The sequence below is a fragment of the Dickeya dadantii NCPPB 898 genome (genome assembly GCF_000406145.1).
Classification (GTDB): Bacteria; Pseudomonadota; Gammaproteobacteria; order Enterobacterales; family Enterobacteriaceae; genus Dickeya; species Dickeya dadantii.
Window position 1 is genome coordinate 2,208,084 of sequence record NZ_CM001976.1, and the last position, 26,981, is coordinate 2,235,064.

At 56.8% G+C, this 26,981-nt stretch carries 28 protein-coding genes and 1 tRNA gene; 16 read left to right on the forward strand and 13 right to left on the reverse strand.

The features are described 5' to 3' along the window. Positions 1-333: 333 nt before the first annotated feature. Both DDA898_RS23800 and DDA898_RS10185 read right to left on the reverse strand, forming a co-directional pair. Positions 334-459, reverse strand: a complete 126-nt coding sequence (locus DDA898_RS23800) for a hypothetical protein (protein WP_269077945.1) — start codon at positions 457-459, stop codon at positions 334-336. Between the two features lie 57 nt (positions 460-516). Then, the gene (locus DDA898_RS10185) at positions 517-1,122 is read right to left on the reverse strand and encodes an NUDIX hydrolase (protein WP_038901110.1); all 606 of its coding nucleotides are present in this window, start codon (positions 1,120-1,122) and stop codon (positions 517-519) included. Positions 1,123-1,303: 181 nt separating this feature from the next. On the opposite strand from DDA898_RS10185, the gene DDA898_RS10190 reads away from it, so the two are divergent. Next, positions 1,304-2,059, forward strand: coding sequence for a DeoR/GlpR family DNA-binding transcription regulator (locus DDA898_RS10190; protein WP_013317771.1), 756 nt, complete (start codon positions 1,304-1,306; stop codon positions 2,057-2,059). A gap of 122 nt (positions 2,060-2,181) precedes the next feature. Here the strand turns inward: DDA898_RS10190 and DDA898_RS10195 are convergent, their stop codons facing one another. Next, positions 2,182-3,123 carry a LysR family transcriptional regulator gene (locus tag DDA898_RS10195; protein WP_038912530.1) on the reverse strand — a complete coding sequence of 314 codons (942 nt, stop codon included), beginning with the start codon at positions 3,121-3,123 and terminating at the stop codon, positions 2,182-2,184. A gap of 101 nt (positions 3,124-3,224) precedes the next feature. Between DDA898_RS10195 and DDA898_RS10200 the strand changes: the two genes are divergently transcribed. After that, entirely contained in the window at positions 3,225-4,151 is a 927-nt protein-coding gene (locus DDA898_RS10200; protein WP_038911141.1) for a carbon-nitrogen hydrolase family protein, read from the forward strand. 18 nt (positions 4,152-4,169) lie between these two features. Here the strand turns inward: DDA898_RS10200 and DDA898_RS22245 are convergent, their stop codons facing one another. Both DDA898_RS22245 and DDA898_RS10205 read right to left on the reverse strand, forming a co-directional pair. Continuing rightward, on the reverse strand, positions 4,170-4,589 hold the full coding sequence (locus tag DDA898_RS22245; RefSeq protein ID WP_071604527.1) for a hypothetical protein: 420 nt from the start codon (positions 4,587-4,589) through the stop codon (positions 4,170-4,172). A 300-nt stretch (positions 4,590-4,889) separates the two neighbouring features. After that, positions 4,890-4,979: transfer RNA gene (locus DDA898_RS10205), tRNA-Ser, on the reverse strand. A gap of 272 nt (positions 4,980-5,251) precedes the next feature. Here DDA898_RS10205 and DDA898_RS10210 point away from each other — a divergent pair. Both DDA898_RS10210 and DDA898_RS10215 read left to right on the forward strand, forming a co-directional pair. Next, on the forward strand, positions 5,252-5,989 hold the full coding sequence (locus tag DDA898_RS10210; protein WP_038911142.1) for a phosphatase: 738 nt from the start codon (positions 5,252-5,254) through the stop codon (positions 5,987-5,989). A 45-nt stretch (positions 5,990-6,034) separates the two neighbouring features. Further along, complete coding sequence (locus tag DDA898_RS10215) at positions 6,035-6,613, forward strand: TorD/DmsD family molecular chaperone (protein ID WP_038911143.1); 579 nt, start codon at positions 6,035-6,037, stop codon at positions 6,611-6,613. Positions 6,614-6,647: 34 nt separating this feature from the next. Here DDA898_RS10215 and DDA898_RS10220 read toward each other — a convergent pair whose 3' ends face one another. The 3 genes from DDA898_RS10220 to mdtH all read right to left on the reverse strand — a co-directional run bounded on the left by DDA898_RS10220 (position 6,648) and on the right by mdtH (position 9,415). Then, entirely contained in the window at positions 6,648-7,211 is a 564-nt protein-coding gene (locus DDA898_RS10220; RefSeq protein ID WP_013317777.1) for a lipoprotein, read from the reverse strand. Positions 7,212-7,345: 134 nt separating this feature from the next. Then, positions 7,346-7,993 carry a glutaredoxin 2 gene (gene grxB / locus DDA898_RS10225; RefSeq protein WP_038911144.1) on the reverse strand — a complete coding sequence of 216 codons (648 nt, stop codon included), beginning with the start codon at positions 7,991-7,993 and terminating at the stop codon, positions 7,346-7,348. A 216-nt stretch (positions 7,994-8,209) separates the two neighbouring features. Beyond that, positions 8,210-9,415 carry a multidrug efflux MFS transporter MdtH gene (mdtH, locus tag DDA898_RS10230; RefSeq protein ID WP_013317779.1) on the reverse strand — a complete coding sequence of 402 codons (1,206 nt, stop codon included), beginning with the start codon at positions 9,413-9,415 and terminating at the stop codon, positions 8,210-8,212. A gap of 310 nt (positions 9,416-9,725) precedes the next feature. Between mdtH and rimJ the strand changes: the two genes are divergently transcribed. The 4 genes from rimJ to murJ all read left to right on the forward strand — a co-directional run bounded on the left by rimJ (position 9,726) and on the right by murJ (position 13,702). Continuing rightward, a complete protein-coding gene (rimJ, locus tag DDA898_RS10235) occupies positions 9,726-10,310 on the forward strand; it encodes a ribosomal protein S5-alanine N-acetyltransferase (protein WP_013317780.1) in 585 nt (194 codons plus the stop codon). A gap of 25 nt (positions 10,311-10,335) precedes the next feature. Beyond that, the gene (locus DDA898_RS10240; RefSeq protein WP_038911145.1) at positions 10,336-10,980 is read left to right on the forward strand and encodes a YceH family protein; all 645 of its coding nucleotides are present in this window, start codon (positions 10,336-10,338) and stop codon (positions 10,978-10,980) included. 38 nt (positions 10,981-11,018) lie between these two features. Further along, on the forward strand, positions 11,019-11,942 hold the full coding sequence (locus DDA898_RS10245; RefSeq protein WP_038911146.1) for a Gfo/Idh/MocA family protein: 924 nt from the start codon (positions 11,019-11,021) through the stop codon (positions 11,940-11,942). Positions 11,943-12,166: 224 nt separating this feature from the next. Then, positions 12,167-13,702 carry a murein biosynthesis integral membrane protein MurJ gene (gene murJ, locus DDA898_RS10250; RefSeq protein ID WP_038911147.1) on the forward strand — a complete coding sequence of 512 codons (1,536 nt, stop codon included), beginning with the start codon at positions 12,167-12,169 and terminating at the stop codon, positions 13,700-13,702. Between the two features lie 119 nt (positions 13,703-13,821). Here murJ and argS read toward each other — a convergent pair whose 3' ends face one another. Further along, complete coding sequence (gene argS / locus DDA898_RS10255; RefSeq protein WP_038911148.1) at positions 13,822-15,552, reverse strand: arginine--tRNA ligase; 1,731 nt, start codon at positions 15,550-15,552, stop codon at positions 13,822-13,824. A 702-nt stretch (positions 15,553-16,254) separates the two neighbouring features. On the opposite strand from argS, the gene DDA898_RS10260 reads away from it, so the two are divergent. From DDA898_RS10260 to DDA898_RS10270, 3 genes are all read left to right on the forward strand, one after another. Continuing rightward, entirely contained in the window at positions 16,255-16,827 is a 573-nt protein-coding gene (locus DDA898_RS10260) for a VOC family protein (RefSeq protein WP_038911150.1), read from the forward strand. 202 nt (positions 16,828-17,029) lie between these two features. Further along, on the forward strand, positions 17,030-17,794 hold the full coding sequence (gene cutC, locus DDA898_RS10265; RefSeq protein WP_038911151.1) for a copper homeostasis protein CutC: 765 nt from the start codon (positions 17,030-17,032) through the stop codon (positions 17,792-17,794). 303 nt (positions 17,795-18,097) lie between these two features. After that, positions 18,098-18,394, forward strand: a complete 297-nt coding sequence (locus DDA898_RS10270) for a hypothetical protein (protein ID WP_013317789.1) — start codon at positions 18,098-18,100, stop codon at positions 18,392-18,394. Positions 18,395-18,479: 85 nt separating this feature from the next. Here the strand turns inward: DDA898_RS10270 and cmoB are convergent, their stop codons facing one another. From cmoB to DDA898_RS10290, 4 genes are all read right to left on the reverse strand, one after another. After that, positions 18,480-19,451: a tRNA 5-methoxyuridine(34)/uridine 5-oxyacetic acid(34) synthase CmoB gene (gene cmoB, locus DDA898_RS10275; protein WP_038911152.1), complete on the reverse strand. Its 972-nt coding sequence runs from the start codon at positions 19,449-19,451 to the stop codon at positions 18,480-18,482. Further along, positions 19,448-20,191, reverse strand: a complete 744-nt coding sequence (gene cmoA, locus DDA898_RS10280) for a carboxy-S-adenosyl-L-methionine synthase CmoA (RefSeq protein ID WP_013317791.1) — start codon at positions 20,189-20,191, stop codon at positions 19,448-19,450. The genes cmoB and cmoA overlap by 4 nt, the downstream gene beginning before the upstream one ends. Positions 20,192-20,313: 122 nt before the next feature. Next, on the reverse strand, positions 20,314-20,709 hold the full coding sequence (locus DDA898_RS10285; RefSeq protein WP_038901122.1) for an MAPEG family protein: 396 nt from the start codon (positions 20,707-20,709) through the stop codon (positions 20,314-20,316). Positions 20,710-20,878: 169 nt separating this feature from the next. Then, the gene (locus DDA898_RS10290) at positions 20,879-21,691 is read right to left on the reverse strand and encodes a DUF72 domain-containing protein (protein ID WP_038901123.1); all 813 of its coding nucleotides are present in this window, start codon (positions 21,689-21,691) and stop codon (positions 20,879-20,881) included. A 328-nt stretch (positions 21,692-22,019) separates the two neighbouring features. Here DDA898_RS10290 and aspS point away from each other — a divergent pair, with 328 nt between their 5' ends. The 5 genes from aspS to DDA898_RS10315 all read left to right on the forward strand — a co-directional run bounded on the left by aspS (position 22,020) and on the right by DDA898_RS10315 (position 26,909). Then, positions 22,020-23,810: an aspartate--tRNA ligase gene (gene aspS, locus DDA898_RS10295; RefSeq protein WP_038911153.1), complete on the forward strand. Its 1,791-nt coding sequence runs from the start codon at positions 22,020-22,022 to the stop codon at positions 23,808-23,810. A gap of 1 nt (position 23,811) precedes the next feature. Then, complete coding sequence (nudB, locus tag DDA898_RS10300) at positions 23,812-24,255, forward strand: dihydroneopterin triphosphate diphosphatase (protein ID WP_022633428.1); 444 nt, start codon at positions 23,812-23,814, stop codon at positions 24,253-24,255. Positions 24,256-24,278: 23 nt separating this feature from the next. Then, the gene (locus tag DDA898_RS10305; protein ID WP_013317798.1) at positions 24,279-25,022 is read left to right on the forward strand and encodes a YebC/PmpR family DNA-binding transcriptional regulator; all 744 of its coding nucleotides are present in this window, start codon (positions 24,279-24,281) and stop codon (positions 25,020-25,022) included. 40 nt (positions 25,023-25,062) lie between these two features. Then, entirely contained in the window at positions 25,063-25,584 is a 522-nt protein-coding gene (gene ruvC / locus DDA898_RS10310; protein WP_038901125.1) for a crossover junction endodeoxyribonuclease RuvC, read from the forward strand. Positions 25,585-25,877: 293 nt separating this feature from the next. Then, complete coding sequence (locus DDA898_RS10315) at positions 25,878-26,909, forward strand: HoxN/HupN/NixA family nickel/cobalt transporter (RefSeq protein ID WP_038911154.1); 1,032 nt, start codon at positions 25,878-25,880, stop codon at positions 26,907-26,909. The last annotated feature ends 72 nt before the right edge of the window (positions 26,910-26,981 follow it).

Here is a 26,981-nt window from a genome sequence, read left to right on the forward strand (position 1 = left end):
CCGGAAACCTGCGCGATAATCGAGAGCAGGTGTAATAGTGTATGAAGATAAAAACGCGAAATGTCAATTTTCAGAAAAGTATTTATTAAAAAAGTCTATAAAATAAATGGGTTGGTGCGTTATGAATGTCAGGTCGGATTTATCGTTGGTGGTGATTCTAAAAAAAGAAAGACGCTTAATAATCGAGATGAAATAAATAAGTTCGACAAGTAATTCCTGGCCTAATTATTTTTTGATGTCGCAGTGTTAAGGGGAAAAAGTGTAGGGGATAAAAGTTTATGGGAAAAAGCGTGTGGAAAAAATGTGCGCGGTGTGTGCGCACATGAATAACCATCAGTCGTGCTGTTCCGCCGCCAGCGGCGCTTTTACCGCCGATCGCTCGGCAACACGCGCCATACAGGTGTTGAGCGCGTTCAGATCGACCAGAGCGATGCCGACGTAACCAGTCCATCGCGTCACGGTGAGCGGCGAACTATCACACTCGCTGAAAATTTATAAAAATTCAATGAATTGGCATTAGCGCTTCGTGCCATCGAACGGCAGGCAGCGATGCAGCGCGACGTATTGCACCAGCATGATGGTTTTAGCGTCCATGATCGTGCCATCGTCAATCGCCGCCAGTGCCTGCGGCAGGCTCATTTCCAGCGTTTCCACGTCTTCGCCTTCGTCTTCCACGCCGCCGCCCGTGCCAATGCGCGAGTGGTCGTCGTACTCGCCCAGAAAGAAATAGAGTTTTTCCGTAACCGAACCGGGGCTCATGTACGACTCCATCACCTTGCGGACATTGAATACCCGGTAGCCGGTTTCTTCCTCCGCTTCGGCACGAATGCGCACCTCGGGTTCTGCGTGGTCGAGCAGCCCGGCTGCGGCTTCAATCAACATCCCGTCGTGGCCGTTGACGAATACCGGAAAGCGAAACTGGCGGGTCAGCAGCAGCGTCTGTTTTTGGCGATGATAGAGCAGGATGACGGCGCCGTTGCCGCGATCGTAGGTTTCCCGGCTCTGCCGCTGCCAGGTGCCGTCACGGCGTAGAAAGTCAAAGGTGGTTTTTTTCAGCAGGTACCAGTCGTTAGCCAGTACAACGCTGTCGATAATGCGTATCCGCTCTCTGGTGGTGAGCATCATGACTCTCCTGAACAAGGTGTGAGCGGTTATCCTAACGTAATATTTCGTGCATCCTCAAGTGTAATCATGCATATTCGTGCATTATGGTGCGACTAAAAAGACTGAAATAACAACAAAACGTGCAAAGTCAGGCATTATCAGGTAGAACAGGGTATAAATGACTTAGCTGGAGAACACCATGCTGACCACGCAGCGTAAACAGCGGATTCTGGAACAACTGGCGGCCGAAGGGCAGGTGCTGGCGAAACAATTGAGCGAGGCGTTTGGCGTATCGGAAGATACCATCCGGCGTGATTTGCGGGAGCTGGCCAGCGAGGGCCGCTTGCAGCGGGTACATGGCGGCGCGCTGCCCGCCTCCGGTACGGTGGTCAGCTTTGACGCGCGCAGCCGCATGGCGATAGGCGCCAAGCATCAACTGGCGCAGGCCGCGGCCTCCCTGATCCTGCCGGGGCAGGTAGTGATGATTGACGGCGGCACCACCAGCGGCGAGCTGGTGAAATGTCTGCCGCTTACGCTTGCCGCCACGGTGGTGACCCATAGCCCCAGTGTGGCGGTGGCGCTGGTCAATCATCCCGGCATTGAGGTGGTGTTGATTGGCGGGCGGCTCTACAAACACTCGCTGGTGGCGGTGGGGGCCGCCGCGGTGGAAGCGTTGGCGACGATTCGGGCCGACGTATTTTTCATGGGAGTGACCGGCGTGCATCCGCAGGCGGGGTTCAGCACCGGCGATCTGGAAGAGGCGTATATCAAGCGGGCGCTGGCGGCACGTGCGGCGGAAACCGTCGTCATGGCGACGCAGGATAAGCTGAATGTGGCCTCCCGCTATGCGATTGGCGAATTAGCCATGACCAGCACGCTGATTGTGGAATCCACCGTCCCTGATGAGATTACCGCGCCTTTTGCACAGGCCGGGTTAAGTCTTATTCGGGCTTAGACGCGGCAATAATTAGACTCGGCAATAAGACGTGTCGCCGTCATTCCTCCTGGCGTGGTTCACGCGGGAGATAACGTGCAAAAACGTGCATAAGGCGGATTATGCGCGAGTCCAAACGCCGACTATCGCTGCTCAGGTAAGGGGCGCGCAGGCGCGAACCACTGAAACTCGCTCGCCAGTTGGCTGAGCGTTTCACGCACCAGACGAATCGCGCTGTCACGGATGACGGTCGGCCGGAATCCCAGTTCGATGGCGTAATCCGGCATGGACAATGGGCACGGTAAGCATCGCAGATGCGGCGCGCGGGCCGCGATGGCCTGAGCGGCGTGGGCGGGCAGCGTAGCCAGCAGGGTATCATCCTGCAACAGCCAGGGAATCGCGGCAAAATGGGTGGTGGAAACGGCAATACGCCGGCTGAGCCCCTGTTCCACCAGCTGTTCATCCACCAGCCCGATATGCCCGCCGTGAGAGATCAGCAGGTGCGGCGTCTGAATAAACCGCTCCAGCGACAGCGCGGTCACGTCACGAGCCACCAGACAGGCATAACCACCGCTGGCGACCTGTACCTTCGAGAGCGAACGGTAGCTGAAACCGCCGGCCGTCAGCGCCAGATCCAGTTCGTGGCGCAGCAGCAGGTCCGCTGCGATCTGGCTGTGGGCCTGCCGAAACACCAGCCGCAATCCCGGCGCCCGCTGTTGCAGGCGGGCAATCAGCGCCTGCCCCAGCGCCAGTTCAAAATCATCCGACAGCCCCAAAGTAACGGTGCGGCCAGCATACGCCTGCGGGTTGGGTTGCAACAGCGTCAGCGTTTCACGGCATTTGTTGAGCGCATCGCTGACCAGCGGTTGCAGCTCGTGCGCTCGCGGCGTCGGCATCAATCCCCGGCCGGTGCGCACGAACAGCGGGTCGCCGTACCACTGCTTCAGCCGTTTCAACGCCGCGCTGACGGCGGACTGGGTGATGCCGAGGCGTAACCCGGCGCGGCTGGCGCTGCCTTCCTCGTATAACGCTTCAAAGGTCTTGAGCAGGTTTAAATCCAGACTGCTGATATTTATTTCATTCATATCAATCAACAACGAAATGGGCTTCATTCAACTCAGCGGGACAGGCAGCATACCACTATCGCTGGCCTGTCGGGCCATCTCAACTGAGTGGAGAACACACAATGGCGACATCGGTGGTGGCAGCATTGCAAATCGGGAGTTCACCTGCCGGCAACGCGGCGACGCTGGAAGCGATTCTGGCATGGGAAGGGGACATTGTGCGTAGCGGCGCGACGTTGGTGGTGATGCCGGAAGCGCTATTGGGCGGATACCCGAAAGGTGAGACGTTCGGCACCTATCTGGGCTATCGCCTGCCGCAAGGGCGCGAGGCGTTTGCACAGTATTACCATCATGCCGTCGATCTGGATGGCGAAGAGTGCGCGGCGCTGGCGGCGTTGTCGGCTCGTACCGGCGCCACGCTGGTGGTGGGCGCCATTGAACGCGACGGCAACACCTTATACTGCACGGCGTTGTTTTTCACGCCGGAAGCCGGGCTGGCGGGCAAGCACCGCAAGCTGATGCCCACTGGCACCGAGCGGTTGATCTGGGGACAGGGCGATGGCTCCACCCTGACGGTGCTGGATTCGCCGGTGGGTAAAATCGGCGCGGCGATCTGTTGGGAAAACCATATGCCGCTACTGCGTATGGCGATGTACGGCAAAGGCGTACAGGTGTGGTGCGCGCCGACGGTGGACGAGCGCGACATCTGGCACGCCTCGATGCGGCATATCGCCCACGAAGGGCGCTGCTTCGTGGTTAGCGCCTGCCAGGTGCAACCGTCGCCTGCCGAGCTGGGCATTGAGGTGCCCGGCTGGGATCCGCAACGGCCACTGATCAACGGCGGCAGCCTGATCGTCGATCCGCTGGGCAACGTACTGGCCGGGCCGCTGACCGGTCAGGCCGGTTTACTGACGGCGGAAATCGACACCGACCTGCTGGCCGGCGCCCGCTACGATCTGGATGTGGTCGGCCACTACGCCCGGCCAGATGTATTTTCGCTGACGGTGGATGAGCGCGAGCGGAGGGCGGTGCGGTATAGGGGGGATTAGTCTTGTTAACCGTAAATACTACTTACTATTGCACGCGGGTAACGCACCGTGAGCGCAAACAAACTTCAGAATTTGCCTGCGCTCTAAATATCTTATGTATGCTGATGTATAAATATCGTCTATTTGGATAGGGCATACAGATACCCAAAGCATGCTTTCTGGCACATCCCCGAATACTTTTTTGCTTCTGCGAAAAGTATTGCCGCCAGAATGACCGGGCCTCTCGTTAAAGGCAGAGATAGCAAATTGATGAATTCGCTTACCAAGCGTTTGACTTGTCGTTTCGCCGATATAGATGATGGATGTGTTGTCGGAACGATAATCAGAAGGTTCAGTTTCACTTCTGGCGATCATATATACGCCGGGAAGATCTTTTCCGGCGATATCCCGTCTTTTTGTCAGGTTTATCCACGGGTGGAATTTAACTTTTCCAAACATACGAATCTCTGCTTGATGTGGCTTAAGACAAGCTGTTTTGTCGAACCCTGTCGTGGGTTCTCGTCCGCCCTATCATCGGATTAAAAACAAAAACCCCAGACTTGCGTCTGGAAAAGGCGGGTGAGGGTTGAACCGGCCCGGTCGGGATTGACTCGCGCGTGGCGCTCGCCCTGCGGGCCGCCTGCGGCGGTCCAAAACGGCAGGCCGTTTTGTCGAACCCTGTCGTGGGTTCTCGTCCGCCCCAGCACCGGTTTAAAAACAAAAACCCCAGACGGAAGTCTGGGGTTTTTGTTTTTAATCTGGCGGTGAGGGAGGGATTCGAACCCTCGATACGTTTTCACGTATACACACTTTCCAGGCGTGCTCCTTCAGCCACTCGGACACCTCACCGGTTCGTCGCCAGCAGGGGCAACGGGGCGCTACTCTAGGGAAAATCCGCTGCAGCGTCAACACACTTCTTTCATAAAAACGTGCGTTTAGCCAAACTTAGCGCAATCTGCTGCTTTACTCGCCAGTCCGTCTTGTCGGCTCGTAGTCCGGGTGTGCAACAAGACGGCGTATGTTTCACTTCTGTTAATTTGCGGTTATCGTGCCGACGCCTCGGCTGTGCCGGTGCAGGATAAATGCTATGCTGGCTTATCAATGCCGAGTCAGGAGAAACCATGTATCCCGTCGATTTACACATGCACACCGTCGCCAGTACCCACGCCTACAGCACCCTGCATGACTACGTAGCCGAAGCCAAAGCCAAACAGATCCGCCTGTTCGCCATTACCGATCACGGCCCGGATATGGCGGATGCGCCGCACTACTGGCATTTCATCAATATGCGCGTCTGGCCGCGCGTCGTGGACGGCATCGGTATCCTGCGCGGCATTGAAGCCAACATCAAGAATCTGGCGGGCGATATTGATTGCACCGGACCGATGCTGGATTGCATGGATCTGGTTATCGCCGGTTTCCACGAACCGGTGTTTCCTCCGGCGGACCGCGATACCCATACCGAAGCGATGATTGCCGCGATGGCGCAGGGCTCGGTGCATATCATCAGCCATCCCGGCAACCCGAAATTCCCGATCGATATCCGCGCCGTTGCACAAGCCGCGGCCAAATATAACGTGGCGCTGGAACTGAATAACTCGTCTTTTACCCATTCCCGTAAGGGCAGCGAGCCGAATTGTCTTGCGGTGGCTGAAGCGGTGCGCGACGCCGGCGGTTATCTGGCGCTGGGGTCGGATTCGCATATCGCCTGGTCGCTGGGTGAGTTCCCGCATTGCGAACGCATTATGCGGGACGTTGATTTTCCGCAGGATCGCGTGTTGAATGTCAGCCCGCGCCGGGTGCTGGATTTTCTGGAACTGCGCGGGAAACCCGCGATCCCGGAGTTTGCGGATTTGTGACATTGTCACCTAAGCGCGACGTCATGTCTTTTACAGGTTGATAAGATGAATGAATTTTCCGTGGTGTGCCGCATTCTCGGCACGCTGTTTAACCGCCCGCCGCAGGATCCGCTGCTGGCGCCGTTGTTTAACCTGATTGCGCAAGGCAAGCTGGCACAGCAATGGCCGCTGGCGCAGGACGAGCTGATGGCGCGCTGGCAGCGCAGCGTTGATTTGCCGGCGATGGGCGCTGATTATGAGGCATTGTTCGGCGCGCAGCCGTCGGTGCCGCCGCACCGTTCCAGTTGGGAACCGGCAGCACAAGAGGCCGAAGTGCGCGCGTTTTTGCAACAGCGCGGCATGCCGCTGGGCGACGGTCCGGTAGACCATTTCGGCGCCTTGCTGCTGGCCGCATCCTGGCTGGAAGATCAGGCGCAGGAAGATGAAACCGCCGCGCAATCAGAGTTTTTCGATCGCTATCTGCTGGCGTGGAGCGATCGTTTTCTGGGTAAGGTGGAAAGCCATGCCACCACCGCGTTTTATCGCACGCTGGCGATCATTTGCCGTGAAGCGCTGGAAGCGATGCGCGATGAACTGGCGGAAGCGGAAGACGACGAGACGGATGACGAGGCGCCTGAAGAGTGAAAAAAGGGTGGCGATTATTGCCACCCTTTTTTCCTTAATCGGTCAACATGATAACCAGTTGGCCGGGTTTCACTTCGATGCCTTTGGCCAGTTTCTTCGCCAGTGCTTCTTTGTTGCTGTGCTCCGGGTTCAGCACGTAGGCGGGCTTCTGGTCAAAGTAACTTTTCAACGACTGATTCAGGTAGGGCGTCAGCGTTTGCAGCACCGTTTGTAATTTCTCCGGCTGAACGCTGTAATCCACCAGCTCCATATCTTTCAGATAGATGGCACCCTCGTCCTTGTTGAATACCGGTTGGGCTTTGAGCGTCAGTTTCATGTCTGCCTGCTGTTTACCCAACAGCGAGCTGATATCGACCTTGGCGGTACCGCTCAGCGTCACTTTGCCGGGTTCCGCGCGGCCAATCTGGCTGGTCAGCTCGGTCAGCGTAATATGTGCATCCACCACGCCGGGAACGCCCAGTTGCTTCTGGTAGTCATTATGCTGTTGTAAATACTGATTGATTTCCTGCTCGCTCAGGCTGTATTGCGCCAACTGGTTGCAACCGCTTACCAGCAGCGTTCCCAACAGCGCCAGAGCGGCCAGTCCCGATTTTTTCATTGTTATAACCTCTTGTTTTCCATGATTCCCTCGTCGGGCGAAGGATGCCGGCAGGGTGCGTTATTCCGCTGATATCGCCAATCGGAATAGGCCTAAACACCACCGTCAGCCGGTAGTGACGGCGGCAACAAGGGTTATTGCGCCTGTTCGATCAGCAGATCGATGTCGGCGTGTTGAGACAGGGTGTCGCAGTAGGCGGCGATAGCTGCCGGGACATTGACGTCGGCGACGATAGTCAGCGAGCGCAGCAGGGCGAACAGATTGATGTCATCCAGCGACAGCGTGCCGTTGCAAGCCTGCGGTGACACAATCAGCGGCGCCAGCGCTTGCAGGTCGCCTTCCAGTTGGCCGATCAGCGCGGCCGACTGGCTGAAGTGGGTATCGAAGCTGCCGATTTGCCCCTCTTTCTTGTGAATAAAGTAGTTGCGGCCGGCGTCGGTGGCGAACTCTTCGAAATCGGCGCGAGAGAAACGCGGAATCAGCAGGCGCGGCGCGTATTCATACACGCGGCGAATCCAGGCGTCGATAGCCGGGTTGGTCGGGCCGGTCAACACCGGTTTGTCGTCCAGCTCGTCGATGTATTTCACGATATCCAGACTTTCCGGCATGTAGCTGCCGTCCTGTTTTTGCAGAATCGGCACCATTTTCTGACCGACCATCGAAATCGGCGTGGCTTCATCCTCGTTGGACAACACGCATACGTCCACCGGCAACTGTTTCAGGCCGAAAATCATGCGCGCCTTCACGCAGAAAGGACAATGTTCATAGACAAACAGTTTCATACCGGAACTCCTTGGGTTGAGCGGCGCCGTATCGGGCGCTGCCGTGATCATGATGTCGTGCGGGATTATCTATCGTCAGCGTCGGCTCGTCCATGTGCAATGTCCGTAGTAACAAATGTCCTTAGAAACACCTGTGCGCCGCAACAGCTGGAAATTGAAGATAAAAGCGGGGCGATGATAGCGCCCCGTGCGATGGTGGGGTTTAACGCGGTTGATTCAGTGCTCGTTCAGCATGGCGGGTTCGATGCGCTTCAGGTGGAACTGCCAGTACAGCGCGGCCAGGGTCAACATCCCGATGATGCCCAGCATGCACCAGGGCAAGGCCGGTTGGCCGAGCGCCTTTCCGGTATCAAACAGCCAGCCGCCGCCGCTGTAGCCGAGCGCGCCGCCGAGCGCCAGCCCCATACGGCTGAACCCCATATAGCTGCCGCGGGCGCGGGCGTCGGCCAGCGATGCCCCCAGCGTTTCCCGCGCCGGTTCGGCGATGATGGAGCCAATGTAAAACAGCCCGATCATGCCCAGCAGCCATTGCAAACTGGTGATCATGCCCATCGGAATTAGGCTCAGGGTCATGATGAACAGCCCGAACATCAGTCGTTGTTCCAGACGGAAACGTTTTTCACTCCAGCGGGCGATGGGGTAAAGCAGCGTCAGCGACAGCGCGGCTTCAATGGCGTACATCCATTTCACCGCGGACGGCGTGCCCGCCAGTTCGTTGACCATGATCGGCATCATCAATAGCACCTGTACGCCCAGCATGAAGTAACCGGTCAGCGTCAGCACGTAGACGACGAAGCGACGGTCGCGCATTACCCGCATCATTCCTTCACGAATGGGGGTGCGGATGGTGGAAATGCGGTAGGCGGGCAGCAGCAGGGCATTTAGCGCGGCCGCCAGCACGAATACCGCCGCGCCGGCCCAGCACACTACGGAAAAGTTGTACTGCATCAGCCAACTGCCGATCAGCGCGCCGATCACCGCGCCGGCGTTGTCCTGCATCATTAACAGCGAGAAGAAGCGGCTACGCTCGTGCGGACGGGTCAGCTTGATGACCATGGCGTTGCGCGGCGGCTCGAACAACGTACCGCCCAGCGCCGACAGCACGCAGGAGAGGATCAGCATCAGTGGCGTGGTGGCCAACGCCATGAACACAAAACCGGAGGCGCGCAGCAACATGCCGGTGACGATCATCGGTTTGGCACCGAAACGGTCGGCGATAGCGCCGCCGAAAATGCCAAGCCCCTGCTGGGTGAATTGTCGCAGGCCGAGCGCGATCCCGACGGTCAGCGCCGCCCAGCCCATCTGGTCGACAAAGCGAATGGAAATCAACGGGAATACCACGAAGAAACCTAATACCACCAGCATGTTATCCAACAGCAGAAAATATTTACCCAGGCTGCGGGCCTGCGTCATCAATGACATGTTTCACCACAAGGAAAGAAGAAAAGAATGCAGCCTGGCTATTCTCTCGCCGATTGCGCCGTTGCGATAGAGTACCCGGCTAATAAATTTTTTTATCGTTCAACCGTTGTCTGACGCGCAGTTTACGAAAAAAAATCAGTATGGCGTATCGATTGTGCAATAACTCGGCGGTCATGGTTTTACGCTATGGAATTTATGTGGTTATAGTAAGCGCTATTGGTGATTTATCCTTTTATGGCGTCCGCCGCGTCGGCGTTGATCGCATCAATAAAATTTCTTCATCGACAATCCGTCACCTGAGGGGGAAGGCATGTTTGGCTATCGCTCAACGACACCCAGGGTCCGTCTGACCACGGATCGGCTGGTGGTCCGTCTGGCGCATGAACGCGATGCCTGGCGTCTGGCTGAGTATTACGCGGAAAACCGTGATTTTTTGAAACCCTGGGAGCCGGTGCGCGATGCCAGCCACTGTTATCCTTCCGGCTGGCAGGCGCGGCTGAGTGTGATCTGCGATATGCACAAACAGGGTAGCGCCTACTACTTTTTGCTGCTGGACCCGGATGAAAACGAGGTGCGCGGCGTCGCCAACTTCAGCAATGTGCTGCGCGGTTCTTTTCACGCCTGCTACCTCGGCTATTCGCTGGGGCAAAAATGGCAGGGGCAAGGGATGATGTACGAGGCGTTGCAGTCGGCTCTGCGTTACATGCAGCGTCAGCAACATATGCACCGTATTATGGCTAACTATATGCCGCACAATCAGCGCAGCGGCAACCTGCTGGCCCGGCTTGGCTTCGAAAAGGAAGGCTACGCCAAAAACTACCTGTTGATTGACGGCAAGTGGCAGGACCATGTGCTGACCGCCCTGACCAATAATGAATGGACGCCGATGCGCTGAGCATGCGGGTCAATGAGGATGTGCCATGAAATATCAACTGACGCCCCGCGAAGCGCGGGTAATCGGCTGCCTGCTGGAAAAACAGGTCACTACCCCAGAGCAGTACCCGATGTCCCTGAATGGCCTGACCGCCGCCTGTAATCAGAAAACCAACCGCGAACCGGTGATGGACCTAACCGAAAACGAGGTGCAGCAAACGCTTGATCTGCTGGTTAAACGGCATTTTCTGCGTACCGTCAGCGGCTTCGGCAACCGGGTGATGAAATATGAACACCGCTTCTGCAATTCCGAATTCGGCGATCTGAAGTTCTCACCGGCCGAAGTGGCGCTGGTGACCACCTTACTGCTGCGCGGCGCGCAAACGCCGGGCGAATTGCGTACCCGGGCGGCCCGCTTATACGAGTTTGCCGATATGGACGAGCTGGAAAACGTGTTGCAGCACCTGCAACAGCGCGAAGACGGGCCATTTGTGGCGCGGCTGGCGCGGGAGCCGGGCAAGCGTGAAAGTCGGTTCATGCATCTGTTCAGCGGCGAGGCGGCGGATGTCGCGCCCGCTGAGTCAGTCGATGAACCGGCCGAAGGCGGGCTGGCCGCGCGGGTTTCCGTACTGGAAAACGACGTCGCCGAGTTGCGGGCGCAACTGGCCGCGTTGCAGGCGCGCCTTGCCTGACGGCGATCTGAATGCGGCACGTTACCGGGAGCGATAGCATGAAATCATTACGCATCGGGGTGGCTGGATTGGGCGATATCGCCCGCAAGGCCTATTTGCCGATCTTATCACAGGCTGAGCACTGGCAACTGGCGGGCGCCTGGTCGCCGGGGCAGGAACGAGCCCGGCAACTGTGCCAGCAATACCGTATCGCTTGTTTTTCCTCGCTGGCGGCGCTGAGCAGCCAGTGTGATGCGGTGTTTGTGCACAGCAGCACCGCCAGCCACTATGAGGTGGTTAAAACGCTGCTGCTGGCGGGCAAACACGTCTATGTGGATAAGCCGCTGGCGGAAACGCTGGCGCAGGCGGAAGAACTGGTGGCGCTGGCGGCCAGCCGCAATTTGTTGCTGATGGTGGGGTTCAACCGCCGTTTTGCGCCGCTTTATCAACGGCTCAGGCAACTGCGGCCGGCCCCGGACAGCCTGCGCATGGAAAAACACCGCGTCGATAATATCGGGCCGCATCCGCTGGCGTTTACCCTGCTGGATGACTATCTGCACGTGGTGGACACCGCCCTGTGGCTGGCGGAAACGCCGGACGCGCCGGCCACGCTGTGCGGCGGCCTGCTACGCTGCAACCCGCAGGGGCAGTTGATTTACGCCGAGCACCAGTTCCAGAGCGCGCAGGGGATGATCACCACCAGCATGCACCGTCAGGCCGGCAGCCAGCGTGAAAGCGTACAGCTGGTCAATGACGGCGGCTGGTATCAGGTGGATAACCTGCGCGAGTGGCGTGAAGAGCACGACGGCACGGTATCGCTGCATCCGACGCCGTCCTGGCAGAGCACGCTGGAGCAGCGCGGCTTTGTGGGCGCGGTCCGGCACTTTATCGACGCGGTGGTTGCACACACGTCGCCGTTAACCTCCGGCGATCAGGCGTTGCGTGCGCAGCGGGTGATCGAGATGTTGTTGAGAGAACGCTGAAAAAAACGGCGACCATCGGGCATCCGTGTGGCTATTGGCGGTGCAATCGACTAGGCTGTGTGCCGCGATAGTCGGTGCGGCGGCATGGTCAGGAGTCAGAACTTCTGCTGCCGATACGGGCCGTCACGGGCGGTTTGACCGTCGTGGATATGGCGGGCGAGCCGGTTTTTCCCGCCATCCCTCTCTTTCCCATAGTCAGAATAACTGATAGTCAGAACAACTGAATGAATCTACTGAAATCACTGGCTGCGGTCAGTTCCATGACCCTGCTTTCCCGTGTGCTGGGGTTCGTGCGTGACGCGATCGTCGCCCGCGTGTTCGGCGCCGGTATGGCGACCGACGCGTTTTTTGTGGCGTTCAAGCTGCCGAATCTGTTGCGGCGCATTTTTGCCGAAGGCGCGTTTTCTCAGGCGTTTGTGCCGATCCTGGCGGAATACAAGAGCCAGCAGGGCGAGGAGGCGACGCGCACCTTTCTGGCCTATGTATCCGGGATGCTGACGCTGATACTGGCGCTGGTGACGGTAGCCGGGATGCTGGCCGCGCCCTGGGTGATCATGGTGACCGCGCCGGGGTTTGCCTCGACGCCGGAACGCTTTGAGCTGACCTCGGCGCTGCTGCGGATTACCTTTCCCTATATTTTGCTGATTTCGCTGACGTCGATGGCGGGGTCGGTGCTGAATACCTGGAACCGCTTTTCGGTGCCGGCGTTTGCGCCTACGTTACTGAACATCAGCATGATTGGTTTTGCGTTGCTGGGCGCTCGCTGGTTTAACCCGCCGGTGATGGCGCTGGGCTGGGCGGTGGTCGCCGGCGGGGTGTTGCAACTGGGCTACCAACTGCCGCATCTGAAGAAAATCGGCATGCTGGTGCTGCCGCGCATCAAGTTCCGCGACCCCAGCGTCAGCCGGGTGATGAAGCTGATGGCGCCGGCGATTCTCGGCGTGTCGGTCAGCCAGATTTCACTGATCATCAACACTATTTTTGCGTCGTTCCTCAGCCAGGGGGCGGTGTCCTGGATGTACTACGCCGATCGGCTGATGGAGTTTCCGTCCGGCGTGTTGGGCGTGGCGCTGGGGACGATTCTGCTGCCGTCGCTGTCTAAAAGCGTCGCCAGCGGTAATCATCAGGAGTATTCCCGGCTGCTGGACTGGGGGCTGCGCCTCTGTTTCCTGCTGGCGTTGCCGGCTACGGTGGCGCTGGGGCTGCTGGCTAAGCCGCTAACCGTGGCATTGTTCCAGTACGGTAAATTCAGCGCGTTTGACGCCCTGATGACCCAGCGTGCGTTGGTCGCTTACTCTGTCGGGCTGATGGGGTTGATTCTGGTAAAAGTACTGGTGCCGGGTTTTTACGCCCGGCAGGATATTAAAACGCCGGTGAAAATTGGTATGGCGACGCTGGCGATGACACAGTTGATGAACCTGATATTTATCGGCCCGCTGCAACATGCCGGGCTGTCGCTGTCGATTGGTCTGGCGTCCTGTATCAATGCCGGGCTGCTGTTCTGGCAGTTGCGTCGTCAGCGCATCTTTGAACCCCAGCAGGGCTGGACGGCGTTTCTGACCAAACTGGTCATTGCGGTTATAGTCATGTCTTTGGTTCTGATCGCGTTATGCCTGTGGATGCCGCCCTGGGAGCAGGGCAACATGACCATGCGTCTGTTGCGCCTGTTGGCGGTGGTTGTCGCCGGCGCCGGCAGTTACTTCGCCATGCTGGCCTTGCTGGGCTTCCGCCCGAAGGATTTTTCCCGCCGGAGTATCTGATGCTATCCATTCAGGCACCTTGATTGCGCCTGAATGGATGGGTTTGACAGGGTATTGCGGCAGAAAAAAGCCAGTCAGTTAACTGACTGGCTTTTTTATTGCGATGAAGACGATGCGGATTACATCTTCTCGACGGTCTGGATGCCGAGCGTATTCAGGCCGGTTTTCAGCGTTTTGGCGGTCAGCAGCGCCAGTTTGAGGCGGCTTTGACGTGTGCCGTCGCTGTCGGCGTTGAGGATCGGGCAGTTTTCGTAAAAACCGGAGAACAGCCCGGCCAGATCGTACAGGTAAGCGCACATCACATGCGGCGTGCCGTCGCGAGCCACGGTGGTAACGGTTTCTTCGAACTGCAGCAGACGGGTCGCCAGCGCTTGTTCATGCTCGGCGGTCAGCGTAATCGGCTGGGTCAGGCTGGCTTCTTCCACCCCGGCACGTTTAAATATCGATGAAACGCGGGTGTAGGCATACTGCATATAGGGTGCGGTGTTGCCTTCAAACGCCAGCATGTTATCCCAGTCGAAGATATAGTCGGTGGTGCGGTTTTTCGACAGGTCGGCGTATTTGACCGCGCCCACCGACACCACCTGCGCCAGCTGTTCCAGTTCGCCGCGCTCCATCTCCGGATTTTTGCCGGCAATCAGCGTCAGCGCGCGTTCGTAGGCTTCGTCCAGTAGTTCAGACAGCTTGATGGTGCCGCCGGCGCGGGTTTTAAACGGCTTGCCGTCTTTACCCAACATCATGCCGAACATGTGGTGTTCCAGGCTGACGGATTCCGGCACGTAACCGGCTTTGCGCACGATGCTCCAGGCCTGCATCAGGTGTTGATGCTGACGGGAGTCGATATAGTACAGCACACGGCTGGCGCCCAGTTTCTCGTAACGGTACTTGGCGCAGGCGATATCGGTGGTGGTATAAAGGTAGCCGCCATCCTTTTTCTGGATGATGACGCCCATCGCTTCGCCTTCTTTGTTTTTGTACTCGTCCAGATAGACCACGATGGCGCCTTCGCTTTCCACCGCCAGCCCTTTGGCTTTCAGGTCCGCCACGATTTCCGGCAGCATGGCGTTGTAGAGGCTTTCACCCATGACGTCATTTGGCGTCAGCGACACGTTCAGGCGGTCATAGCTGCGCTGGTTCTGGACCATGGTGATATCCACCAGCTTGCGCCACATTGAACGGCAATACTCATCGCCGCTTTGCAATTTCACGACGTAGCCGCGGGCGCGTTCGGCGAAGACGGCGTCGTCATCGTAGTGTTTTTTCGCTTCACGGTAGAACGCTTCCAGATCCGCCAGTTCCAGATCGCTGGTGTTGCCGTTTTGCACATCTTCCAGATGAGCGATCAACATACCGAACTGGGTACCCCAGTCGCCAACGTGGTTGGCGCGGATAACGTTATGGCCGAGGAATTCCAGGGTACGTACGGATGCATCGCCAATGATGGTCGAGCGCAGGTTGCCGACGTGCATCTCTTTAGCCACGTTGGGAGCTGAGTAGTCAACGACGATAGTTTGCGGCTCAACCGCAGAGACGCCCAGTTTCGGGGCGGTCAGCGCGTGTTCCAACTGGCCGGATAGCCATTGGGGGTCGAGAAAAATATTGATGAAACCGGGACCGGCAATTTCCGTTTTGGCTGCAATGCCATCCAACTGCAGCGTTTGTAATACTTTCTCGGCAAGCTGGCGCGGGGCCATACCCAGTTTCTTGGCGGCCGCCATGATGCCATTTGCCTGATAATCACCAAATTGCGCTTTTGCTGACTGGCGAACCATTGCCTCGCTGTCAGCGGGCGCGCCCGCCGCAATCATTGCCTGATGGACTTTTTCTGAAAGAAGAGCCTGAATATTCACCGGTTTACCCTAAATGACGAATCAAGCCTTTCTTTATACCATATTTGGGTTGTGTAGTCAGCAGAGCACCATGACAAGCGCCCCGGGCGGGGCGTCAATAAAAATAAAACAATAAATCCGATAATGCGGCGAGATAGCTGCTGTCATTATCGATAATAAAATTTAAGGTGAAAGGCGCGGCTTTCCGGCAAGCCTGAATAGCGGAAGGGGGGTATTAATAAAAAATTTAACGTCGTTTGTGTCGACGGTCTGTGCCCAGTCGCGTGCTCTGCATCGTTTTAAAATGACGGAACAGTGAATAACCGGCAATGACAACTAGCATAGAGAAGGTTATTATCATCATGGTAAATGCCCTTTGGTGATTTACTGGAGGTTGGGTAGTTTCGAAGTTATCCGTTTTTTGTTTATTTCTCAATGTTACAGAGAATATTTAAGAATACTCTCATCGGGTTTTTAAATTCATTAAAAATCAAGGAATTGTAATTTTTATTATATCTCTGTCATTTTGTTAATAGTAATTGTTGATATTATTCTTTGATTGAAATGAAGTTTGTCTATTGTTGCAAATAATGGCATGAAAAGACAAGAAAGTCGGGCTAATGACAGCATGGTATGATACCAAAGTCGCAAAAAGATGGAGGTTATTTCTGCCTATGTTAAATTAGAGTGGATAAACTATTTATTCGGGTTAATGAGGAAATAATGACCGCTTTGTTACCGTCGACGCTTCCCCCCTCCTTAATGAATGACCTTTCCCGTTTTGAAACTGAACTTCAGCAACTCGCGCGGCAGCTCGAACTTGACCTTGCCGCATTTGAAGCCGACCACATTTCTCTGCGCTGCCATCAGAACAGTACGGCGGAGCAATGGCGTACGGCGCTGCTGACCTGTGGTTCTTTGCTGTCGGAAAACATGATCAACGGCCGGCCTATCTGTCTATTTACTCTTCATCAACCGTTAACGGTGGGGCCGTGGCGGATTGACTGTGTGGAACTGCCGTGGCCGGGTAGTAAACATTATCCGCATGAAGGGTGGGAACACGTGGAACTGGTTTTGCCCGGTGATCCGACTACCTTGCATCCCCGTGCGCTGGCCTGCCTGCCGGACGCGGCCCTGACCGCACCCGGTATTAAACTGAAATTCAACCATCCGCAGGGTGAGCATGAACGCCTGCCCAATCCGACGCTGGCGGTGACTAACGGGCGGGTCACGCTGAAATTTCATCCCTATCGCATTCAGGAGATCGTGGCCAGCGAACAGTCGGCCGGTCAGTAAGTTACTCGCTGCTTGTAAATTGTGTGGCGTGTCATATTCCTCGCTCAAATCCTGTCGCCAGTGTGACACGCCTCTCTCCGTCGCTGGCGAGGGGATGCCAGTATTAGGCCTGTATTGCGCCGGCATATCGTGATGCGCGGGCAATTATTTCGGAAATGCGTTGTTTTTCCGGTTTCGTTATTTTTGGGCAAGGGAGGGAGGTATGACAATGCTGGAGGTCTGCTGTTATAGCCTGGATTGCGCATTGACGGCGCAGCAGGCGGGGGCGGATCGGGTAGAACTCTGCGCTGCGCAACGTGAGGGCGGTCTGACGCCTGGCTATGGCGTATTGCGGCAGGCGCGGGAAACGCTGACTATTCCGGTGCACCCGATGGTGCGGCCGCGTGGCGGTGACTTTTGTTACAGTCATCATGAGTTTACGGCGATGCTGTATGACATCGATCAGATCAGGTCGATGGGGTTTCCGGGGTTGGTGGTGGGGATTCTGGATGAGGAAGGACACATTGACATGGCGCGTATGCGGCAGATTATGGCGCGGTGCGAAGGGCTGGCGGTCACATTCCATCGTGCGTTCGACATGTGCCTGAACCCGCGTCTGGCGCTGAATCAACTGGCTGATTTGGGCGTCGCCCGCGTGCTGACGTCCGGCCAGCAGCAAAGCGCCGAAAATGGGTTAACGTTGTTACGGGAACTTAATGCGGCCGGTTGTGGTCCTATCATTATGGCAGGGGCAGGCGTACGACTGACTAACCTGCATAAATTCCGCGCCTGTGGTATTCAGGAGTTGCACACCTCGGCAGGCCAATGGTTGCCGTCGCCGATGCGTTATCGCAAATTGGGCGTTACGCTCTGTTCCGAAACTGAAATGGATGAATTCCAGCACTACTGTGTTGATGGTGATGTTGTGGCGGCCATGAAAAATGCCTTGAGCCCGGAAACGGCTCCCTCTGCGACATCCGCCTCCTAGACCGTGCCTGCATGGGGCGTTGGCACCGTCTGGCACCCACCCGATGCCCTTTGCCGCGCAGCATTCCCCTTATCGGTCTGCTTGCGAGTACCAGGCCCCGACGCCTTGTCGGGGCTTTTTTTCTGCCATGTATTTTCTGCTATGTAACGGTGCGTCGACCGACCGCTTGATTATTCGCTGTAAGCTATAGTTATTGTGCGCCAGTTGTTGTACGTCACGGTTATTACCGGATTGAATGTGATCGCGCCCAGAAAATGTGTTGAATTGTTATGCGCTTATCTTTTATCGCTCTGAGCCGGTGGTATGCTGCCGGTTATCCCAACAGCCAAAAGGAATCCTGTTATGCGTGGAATCGTTGTGCATCATGAGCATCGCATTGGTTTCATCGTTATCCGCGATCCGGAAGATGGGTTTATCGTCGCTAAGTTGCTGGACATTTATGAAGTGGAAAGGGGAGATGCGATAACCGGCGATTTCCAGACCGTCGGCAATACGACGCTTTTTAATGAAACCAGCAGTCAGGATATTAACGTCGAGATCCAGAATACCGATATGACCGAGGATGCGGCCATTGAGCTGATCGTCAAAAATCGGAACTGATTATTGGCATTATTGGGCGGCGGCGTCGCGTCGGTCTGGTATTTTGACTAACGTGCGGCGCCGCCGTGACTTTGACGGTTACCGATCAGGGTTTGCGTGCGACCAGCACTGCCCGTAACGGTGCCGGATAGCCTTCAAGGGTTTTGCTGCGGTCGTCCGGGTCGAGAAAATCCGCCAGCGAAGCCGTGCGCATCCAGCTAGTGCGACGTTGCTCCTCCAGCGTGGTGACGCACTGGTCTACCACACGAATATCGACAAAACCGCATTTTTCCAGCCAGCGCGCGAGCGCGGCGGACGACGGCAGAAAATAGACGTTGCGCATCTGGGCATAACGCTCGCCCGGCAGTAGAACGCAGTGCTCGTCGCCCTCCACCACCAGCGTTTCCAGCACCAGTTCCCCACCGGAAACCAGTTGATTCTTGAGTTGCCACAGATGGTCGAGCGGAGAGCGCCGGTGGTACAACACGCCCATTGAAAACACGGTATCAAACGCGGCCAGTGCCGGGAGTTGCTCAATACCCAGCGGCAGCAGGTGAGCGCGCTGATCGTTGCCCAGCAGCTTGCGCACCGATTCGAACTGGCACAGGAACAGTTGCATCGGGTCGATGCCGACCGCCAGACGAGCACCGGCGCCAATCATGCGCCACAGGTGGTAACCACTGCCGCAGCCGACATCCAGAATCAACCGATCCTGCAACGGACTGAGATGCGGGAACACCCGATCCCATTTCCAGTCGGAACGCCATTCGGTATCGATGTCGACGCCATAGAGCGAAAACGGCCCCTTGCGCCAGGGCATCAGGTTGCGCAGCAGGCTCTCAATGCCCGCCTGCTGGCGGACCGACAACGGCGTATTCAGTTGGGCGGTGACGCCGTGGGCGAGATCAAGCTGCTCTGGCGTCAGCGTCGGCAGGTGCTCTACGGTATTAACCCAGTGTTTGAATTCGCCGTGCAGCGATTCCTGCTGCCATTGACTGATCTGGGCCGGAAGCGTATTGAGCCAGTGACTGAGCGGGCCTTTGGCGATCAACTGATAGAAATTGCCGAAATCGATCATGAACCGTGCTCCGCTTTCAACGCCACCAGGGAACCGAAGTTAAAACACTGAAACCACACGTCACTGTGGCTGAAGCCGGCTTCACGCAAGCGAGCCTTGTGTGTTTCCACCGAGTCGGTGAGCATGACATTTTCCAGCATGCTGCGTTTCTGGCTGATTTCCAGTTCGCTGTAGCCGTTGGCACGTTTGAAATCCAAATGCATGTTGAACAGCAATTCGCCGATCGAGGCGTCGGTAAAACTGAATTTTTCCGACAGCACCAGCGCGCCACCGGGTCGCAACCCCTGCCAGATTCGCTTTAGCAAAGCCAGTCGGCTGGCCGGCGGTACAAACTGCAGCGTGAAATTGAGCACCACCAGCGAGGCGTTTTCAATATCGGTATCCAGAATGTCCGCTTCACGAACCTCGACGGGGGTATCGGCGCGAAACGCCTCGATATGGCGGCGGCAGCGGTCCACCATGGCCGACGAATTATCGATGGCGATGATTCGGCAGCCAGGTACGCGGATATTGCGGCGCATCGACAGGGTGGCGGCGCCCAGCGAACAACCGAGATCGTAGACCTGGGTGTCCGCCTGAACAAAGCGCTCCGCCAGCATGCCGATCATGGAAATAATATTCGAATAGCCGGGAACGGATCGCTGAATCATGTCCGGAAACACTTCAGCAACGCGTTCATCAAACGTCCAGTCGCCCAGATTGGCGATGGGCGCGGAAAAAAGCATATCGCGGTTTGACATAGCAGGGAAAATGCATACAGGGAAAAACAAGGGCGCATTCTAGCAGAAAGATGGGGCAAAGATGTATGAGAGAAAGACGGTAAGGTGCAGTCCGCAGGCCTTACCGTGGATACCGGGCAGGATTAACGCAGGGTAAATACCAGATCCCAGGGCAGGTAGTAGAGGTTGAACAGAATCATTAGCAGCAATGAAACATAGGTGGCAGTCATACCGGAGCGCCGCCAGTTAAGCTCACGATGCCGCAGGCCGTAGAAGTGACATAACCGTCCGAGCAACAACATAATTCCACACAGATGAATCATCGCATTCATCGCCCCATTCATCTCCATCAGCACCAACAAGAGGCCGCCGATAGGGATGTACTCCACCGCGTTGCCATGGACGCGAATGGCGGTCTGCAATTCATAAAAACCACCGTCGCCATAGGCCACCCGGTACTGCATTCGCAGTTTCACCACATCAACCGACAATTTGACTAACAACAATGCGCTGAGCACCACATAAAGCGCGCTTACCATTTTTCACTCCATTGCCTGACCAAAAGCGGCGGAGGCTATATAGCCTGTCTGTCGCCTGTATAACGCGGAGATATTGTAGGTGAAATTGGCGGATATCAAACGCTATTAATAAGAAATTGTGATAAGAGCCGACGGCGATTTTTGCCCACGGGTTTTCAGACATGACGTCTTAAAACAGCGATGACTGCTGTGGCCAGTCCGGACAGGGCGGCAGGCCGGAAATCACCGTGCTCAGATGCGGCCATAACCGTTGCGCCAGCTCCGGCGCGCTGGCCGTACCGGCGGTGTGGATAAACAGATAGGGGGAATGCGCTTGCCACTCCGCCAGTTTGGCGAGCCAGGGCATGAACCAGCGCAGATTGTCGTCCGGGTCTTCACTGCCGATAAACCGGATCAGCGGCTCTTCGGCGGTGCGCACCACATGCAGCGGCACTTTCGGCTTTTTGCGCTGGGCATCCCGCAACGCTTCGCTAGTGGGGGCGGCATGATGCACCGGCCGGCTATCCATGATCACCCGGTTGAGTCCGCGTTGATGCAACCCTTGATTAAACTGGCGTTCTTCATCGCCTTTGGCGAAAAACAGTGGGTGGCGAACTTCTACGCCGTAACAGAACCCGTCGGGCAGCGAGGACATAAATTGCCACAGGTCGTCCAGCCGGTCTGGACCAAAGGCGGAAGGTAACTGTAACCACAGCTGGCCGAGCCGATGCTGGATTGGTTCCAGACAGCGAAAGAACTCCGTCACCGGCTGCTGGCAATGGCGCAAACCGGCCTGATGGCTGATGACCGAGGGAAATTTGAAGCAGAAACGGAAATCATCGTGGGTCATATCCCGCCAGCGCAGCACGGACTCTGCCGACGGCAACGCATAAAAGGTGGTGTTTCCCTCCACGCAGTTGAAGTAGCGGGCATAGTCCGCCAGATCGCGCAGGCCCAGCCGGTTCCAACCGGGGTGTTGCCACTGCGGTAAACCGATATACATAAATCCTTGTCCCGATAGGTTTCTCTGCGAGTGAACATCCTGAAACAGCAGGCCGCCATGACGGCTGATGTAACAGGGTTTTAGCATAATACCCCGCAATTGTGTAACCGACAGGCAAAAGCGCGGCAAAAAGCAAAAAAGAGTATGCGGGGCGGCCCGCAGACCGCTACCATCGTACTTATCGTTATGGGGAAATTCCTTTATAATGCTCCCCTTTTTTCATTGGACTGTAATCCAGAAAAACCATGCCGACCGGTTCGCAGACCCCGTGTCGCCGCCAACTGGCGCGTGAAACAGGGCACCGGCGGCGGTGTAAAAGGACATCGTAATGCGTACTGAATATTGCGGGCTGTTGAATTCGTCCCATGTGGGCCAGGAAGTAACGTTGTGCGGCTGGGTTAATCGCCGCCGCGATCTGGGTGGGTTGATTTTTATTGATATGCGTGACCGCGAAGGTCTGGTGCAGGTGTTCTTCGACCCGGATCGTCAGGATGCCTTCACTCTGGCTTCCGAATTGCGCAACGAGTTCTGCATCCAACTGACCGGGGTAGTGCGCGCCCGTCCGGACAATCAGGTCAACAAAGAGATGGCGACCGGCGCAGTGGAAGTGCTGGCGACCGCGCTGACCATCATCAATCGGGCCGAACCGCTGCCGCTGGATGCCAACCAAACCAACAGCGAAGAAGCGCGCCTTAAGTACCGTTACCTTGACCTGCGCCGTCCTGAGATGGCTCAGCGCCTGAAAACCCGCGCCCGCATCACCAGCTTTGTGCGCCGTTTCATGGACAGCCACGGCTTCCTTGATATCGAAACCCCGATGCTGACCAAAGCCACGCCGGAAGGCGCCCGCGACTATCTGGTGCCGAGCCGTGTGCACAAAGGCAAATTTTACGCGCTGCCGCAGTCGCCGCAGTTGTTCAAGCAGTTGCTGATGATGTCCGGTTTTGACCGTTATTATCAGATCGTCAAATGCTTCCGCGACGAAGACCTGCGTGCCGACCGTCAACCGGAATTTACCCAGATCGACGTGGAAACCTCCTTCATGACCGCGCCGCAGGTGCGTGAAGTGATGGAAAAACTGGTGCGCGAGCTGTGGCTGGAAATCCACGGTGTGGATCTGGGCGACTTCCCGATCATGACGTTTGCCGAAGCTATGCGTCGTTTTGGTTCCGACAAACCGGACCTGCGTAACCCGCTGGAACTGGTGGACGTGGCCGACCTGCTCAAAGATGTGGACTTCAAGGTCTTCTCCGGCCCGGCCAACGATCCGAAAGGCCGCGTTGCCGCCATTCGCGTACCGGGCGGCGCACAGCTGAGCCGTAAACAGATTGACGAATACGCTAAATTTATCGAAATCTACGGCGCCAAAGGGTTGGCTTACATCAAGGTTAATGAGAAGGCCAACGGTCTGGACGGTATCCAGAGCCCAGTCGCCAAGTTCCTGAACGACGGTATTCTGGCGGCATTGCTGGCGCGTACCGCGGCGGAAGACGGCGACATCCTGTTCTTCGGCGCCGACAGCGCCAAAGTGGTGACGGACGCGCTGGGCGCGCTGCGCCTGAAACTGGGGCGCGACCTGAAAATCACCAATGAAAACAGCTGGCAGCCGCTGTGGGTCATCGACTTCCCGATGTTCGAAGAGGACGGCGAAGGCGGCCTGGCCGCGATGCACCACCCGTTCACCGCGCCGCGCGATATGTCGCCGACAGAGTTGGAAGCCAACCCGACGGCCGCTATCGCCAACGCTTACGACATGGTGCTGAACGGCTACGAAGTCGGCGGCGGTTCGGTGCGTATCCACCGTGGCGAGATGCAACAAACGGTATTCCGTATTCTCGGCATTGACGAGCAGCAGCAGCGCGAAAAATTCGGTTTCCTGCTGGACGCCCTGAAATTCGGCACCCCGCCGCACGCCGGTCTGGCTTTCGGCCTTGACCGTCTGGTGATGCTGCTGACCGGCACCGACAATATCCGCGACGTGATCGCGTTCCCGAAAACCACAGCAGCCGCCTGCCTGATGACCGAAGCGCCGAGCTTCGCCAACCCGTCGGCACTGGAGGAACTCTCCATCGCCGTGGTCGGTAAGGGCAAAGCCGCGCAGGACGCAGAGAATCAGTAAGATGAACTATAAGCGACCCGTTTCGGTGCTGGTGGTGATTTATGCCCGGAATACCGGACGGGTGCTGATGCTTCAGCGGCGCGATGATCCGGATTTCTGGCAGTCGGTTACCGGCAGCCTGGAGGAGGATGAAAGCGCGCGATGTGCCGCACAGCGTGAAGTGAAGGAAGAAGTTAACATCGACATCGCTGCCGAGGCGCTGACGCTGGTTGACTGTCAACGCAGTGTGGAATTCGAGCTTTTTGCTCATTTGAGACGTCGCTATGCCCCTGGCGTCACGCATAACCTGGAACACTGGTTCTGCCTGGCGTTACCTGATGAGCGCCCGGTGGAGATCAGTGAACATCTGGCTTATCAGTGGCTGGGTGCGCCCGACGCGGCGCGGTTGACCAAATCCTGGAGCAACCGGCAGGCGATTGAAGAATTTGTTATTGATCCGGCCTGAACAGGCTTTTTTCGGAGATTTTTATGGCAGGTCATAGTAAGTGGGCCAACACTAAGCATCGCAAAGCAGCACAGGACGCCAAACGCGGCAAGATTTTTACCAAGATTATCCGCGAACTGGTTACCGCGGCCCGTTTGGGCGGCGGCGATCCCGGCTCCAACCCCCGCCTGCGTGCTGCCATCGATAAAGCGCTGTCCAACAACATGACGCGCGATACCCTGAACCGGGCGATTGCGCGCGGCGTGGGCGGCGATGACGACGCCAATATGGAAACCATCATTTATGAAGGTTACGGCCCGGGCGGCACCGCAGTGATGGTGGAGTGTCTGAGCGACAACCGTAACCGCACCGTGTCCGAAGTTCGTCATGCCTTTACCAAATGCGGCGGCAACCTGGGAACCGACGGTTCCGTATCCTACCTGTTCACTAAAAAAGGCGTGATTTCCTATGCGCCGGGTCTGGATGAAGATACGGTGATGGATGCGGCGCTGGAAGCCGGCGCAGACGACGTGGTGTCTTATGACGATGGCGCGATCGACGTATTCACGCCGTGGGAAAGCTTCGGTCAGGTAAAAGACGCACTGGACGCCGCTGGTCTGGTGGCCGAGTCGGCCGAAGTGTCGATGATTCCGTCCACCAAAGCGGACATGGACGCGGACACCGCACCGAAGCTGATGCGTCTTATCGACATGTTGGAAGACTGCGACGACGTGCAGGAGGTTTACCATAACGGTGAGATCTCCGACGAGGTAGCGGCACTGTTGTAATGGCTGTTTTCCTTGCTCAGCAGGAAACCGGGGGGAAACGATGAGTATTATTCTCGGCATCGACCCCGGTTCCCGCGTCACCGGTTACGGCATCGTCCGTCAGCAAGGCCGGCAGATCAGCTATTTGGGCAGCGGGTGTATCCGCACCGCGGTGGATGATCTGCCTACGCGTCTCAAGCTGATTTATGCCGGCGTCAGTGAAATCATTACCCAGTTTCAACCCGACTATTTCGCTATCGAGCAGGTTTTTATGGCTCGCAATGCCGACTCGGCGTTGAAGCTGGGGCAGGCGCGCGGCGCAGCGATAGTCGCGGCGGTAAACCAGTCGTTGCCGGTGTTTGAATACGCCGCACGGCAGGTGAAACAAACGGTGGTCGGCACCGGCGCAGCAGAAAAAAGCCAGGTGCAACACATGGTGAAAACACTGCTCAAACTGCCCGCCAGCCCGCAGGCCGACGCCGCCGACGCACTGGCGATTGCCATTACGCACTGCCATTTCAGCCAGAATTTCTCGCGTATCAGCGATGACAAACTGACGCTGGCGCGCGGGCGTATTCGCTGACTGCTTGATATCCGTTGCATGACGTGATCGTTTAATTCCGGGCGGCTTGACCAAAACCTGTCGTCAGATCGCCGCCCGATTCATCCTCTCGCTTTTCCTGAGCTACTCCTTTTCTGATGTGCATTGTTTGCTAATTCTGATTCTGGTGCTGTGGGAGATTTAGGCCTCTCAGCTGTGCAACCGTTTCCTGTTTTGATCTGGGATAACGCAGCGCCGTATGAACAATTCATAAAATCTCATACTCGCAATTTACCCGACGGTGATAGTCCGCCGGACTGATACAGAGGTATTGCATGTTGTCGATTTTATTCAGGAACAATCCACGTGCGGTGGCGATAGTGGGCTGTTTGGTCATGTTTAATATATTGGTGTGGCTGCTGGCATGGGGATTATTCCATGGACATGCCGCTCTGATGGCCACCAGTCTGCTGGCCTGGTGTTACGGCCTGCGCCATGCGGTGGATGCGGATCATATCGCCGCTATCGACAATGTCACCCGCAAAATGATGCAGGAGGGAAAGACGCCATTGGGGGTGGGTGCCTGGTTTTCGCTAGGGCATTCTTCCATTGTGATTTTAGCGTCGCTGGCGCTGGCCGCAACGGCTGCCGCATTGCAGGATGATATGGCGTGGTTTCATGAAGTCGGCGGCGTTATCGGCACATCGGTTTCCGCTGGGTTTCTGTTGCTGATGGCGCTGGTGAATCTGGTGATTCTGCGTGGTGTCTGGGTTCGTTTCCAACAGTTCAAGCAGGGAAGGCTGGAAGCGCTCAGACAGACTGATGCTGTGCCGGCCGCTGGTGTGATGGGGTGGATATTTCGCGCCACGTTTCGGCTGGTGAACAAAAGCTGGCATATGTATCTGGTTGGCCTGCTGTTTGGTCTGGGGTTTGATACCGCCACTGAAATCGGCGTATTAGGCATCTCCGCCGCGGGCGCTTCGCAGGGCATGTCGATGTGGTCGATCATGATTTTTCCGGCGCTGTTCACCTGTGGTATGGCATTGGTGGACACACTGGATAATGTGCTGATGGTCGGGGCCTACGGCTGGGCGTTTCGTAAACCTCAGCGCAAGCTCTACTACAACCTGACTATTACCGCGACGTCGGTAGTGGTGGCGGTGTTCATCGGTGGTATGGAGGCGCTCGGATTGCTGGCGGATAAACTGGATCTGCATACCGGATGGTGGGGTATGGTTGGCGCGTTCAACGAGCAACTCGGCAATGCCGGATTTTATGTCGTGACGCTGTTTGTCGCCTGCTGGGTGATCTCATTGTGTAACTATCGCTGGAAAAATTACGATGCGTTGAATAGCCCGATAGCGTAGCCGCATTTCCCGGCCGGTTTCTCTGATGAGCCGGGAGACGGCCGGCATTTTTTCTCCGGCGTTTCACGGCTT

Bases quoted from the DNA above. Each gene is read 5' to 3' on its own strand.
- DDA898_RS10185 (WP_038901110.1), bottom strand. From the start codon at position 1,122: ATGCTCACCACCAGAGAGCGGATACGCATTATCGACAGCGTTGTACTG.
- DDA898_RS10190 (WP_013317771.1), top strand. From the start codon at position 1,304: ATGCTGACCACGCAGCGTAAACAGCGGATTCTGGAACAACTGGCGGCC.
- DDA898_RS10195 (WP_038912530.1), bottom strand. From the start codon at position 3,123: ATGAATGAAATAAATATCAGCAGTCTGGATTTAAACCTGCTCAAGACC.
- DDA898_RS10200 (WP_038911141.1), top strand. From the start codon at position 3,225: ATGGCGACATCGGTGGTGGCAGCATTGCAAATCGGGAGTTCACCTGCC.
- DDA898_RS22245 (WP_071604527.1), bottom strand. From the start codon at position 4,589: ATGTTTGGAAAAGTTAAATTCCACCCGTGGATAAACCTGACAAAAAGA.
- DDA898_RS10210 (WP_038911142.1), top strand. From the start codon at position 5,252: ATGTATCCCGTCGATTTACACATGCACACCGTCGCCAGTACCCACGCC.
- DDA898_RS10215 (WP_038911143.1), top strand. From the start codon at position 6,035: ATGAATGAATTTTCCGTGGTGTGCCGCATTCTCGGCACGCTGTTTAAC.
- DDA898_RS10220 (WP_013317777.1), bottom strand. From the start codon at position 7,211: ATGAAAAAATCGGGACTGGCCGCTCTGGCGCTGTTGGGAACGCTGCTG.
- grxB (WP_038911144.1), bottom strand. From the start codon at position 7,993: ATGAAACTGTTTGTCTATGAACATTGTCCTTTCTGCGTGAAGGCGCGC.
- mdtH (WP_013317779.1), bottom strand. From the start codon at position 9,415: ATGTCATTGATGACGCAGGCCCGCAGCCTGGGTAAATATTTTCTGCTG.
- rimJ (WP_013317780.1), top strand. From the start codon at position 9,726: ATGTTTGGCTATCGCTCAACGACACCCAGGGTCCGTCTGACCACGGAT.
- DDA898_RS10240 (WP_038911145.1), top strand. From the start codon at position 10,336: ATGAAATATCAACTGACGCCCCGCGAAGCGCGGGTAATCGGCTGCCTG.
- DDA898_RS10245 (WP_038911146.1), top strand. From the start codon at position 11,019: ATGAAATCATTACGCATCGGGGTGGCTGGATTGGGCGATATCGCCCGC.
- murJ (WP_038911147.1), top strand. From the start codon at position 12,167: ATGAATCTACTGAAATCACTGGCTGCGGTCAGTTCCATGACCCTGCTT.
- DDA898_RS10260 (WP_038911150.1), top strand. From the start codon at position 16,255: ATGACCGCTTTGTTACCGTCGACGCTTCCCCCCTCCTTAATGAATGAC.
- cutC (WP_038911151.1), top strand. From the start codon at position 17,030: ATGACAATGCTGGAGGTCTGCTGTTATAGCCTGGATTGCGCATTGACG.
- DDA898_RS10270 (WP_013317789.1), top strand. From the start codon at position 18,098: ATGCTGCCGGTTATCCCAACAGCCAAAAGGAATCCTGTTATGCGTGGA.
- cmoB (WP_038911152.1), bottom strand. From the start codon at position 19,451: ATGATCGATTTCGGCAATTTCTATCAGTTGATCGCCAAAGGCCCGCTC.
- cmoA (WP_013317791.1), bottom strand. From the start codon at position 20,191: ATGTCAAACCGCGATATGCTTTTTTCCGCGCCCATCGCCAATCTGGGC.
- DDA898_RS10285 (WP_038901122.1), bottom strand. From the start codon at position 20,709: ATGGTAAGCGCGCTTTATGTGGTGCTCAGCGCATTGTTGTTAGTCAAA.
- DDA898_RS10290 (WP_038901123.1), bottom strand. From the start codon at position 21,691: ATGTATATCGGTTTACCGCAGTGGCAACACCCCGGTTGGAACCGGCTG.
- aspS (WP_038911153.1), top strand. From the start codon at position 22,020: ATGCGTACTGAATATTGCGGGCTGTTGAATTCGTCCCATGTGGGCCAG.
- nudB (WP_022633428.1), top strand. From the start codon at position 23,812: ATGAACTATAAGCGACCCGTTTCGGTGCTGGTGGTGATTTATGCCCGG.
- DDA898_RS10305 (WP_013317798.1), top strand. From the start codon at position 24,279: ATGGCAGGTCATAGTAAGTGGGCCAACACTAAGCATCGCAAAGCAGCA.
- ruvC (WP_038901125.1), top strand. From the start codon at position 25,063: ATGAGTATTATTCTCGGCATCGACCCCGGTTCCCGCGTCACCGGTTAC.
- DDA898_RS10315 (WP_038911154.1), top strand. From the start codon at position 25,878: ATGTTGTCGATTTTATTCAGGAACAATCCACGTGCGGTGGCGATAGTG.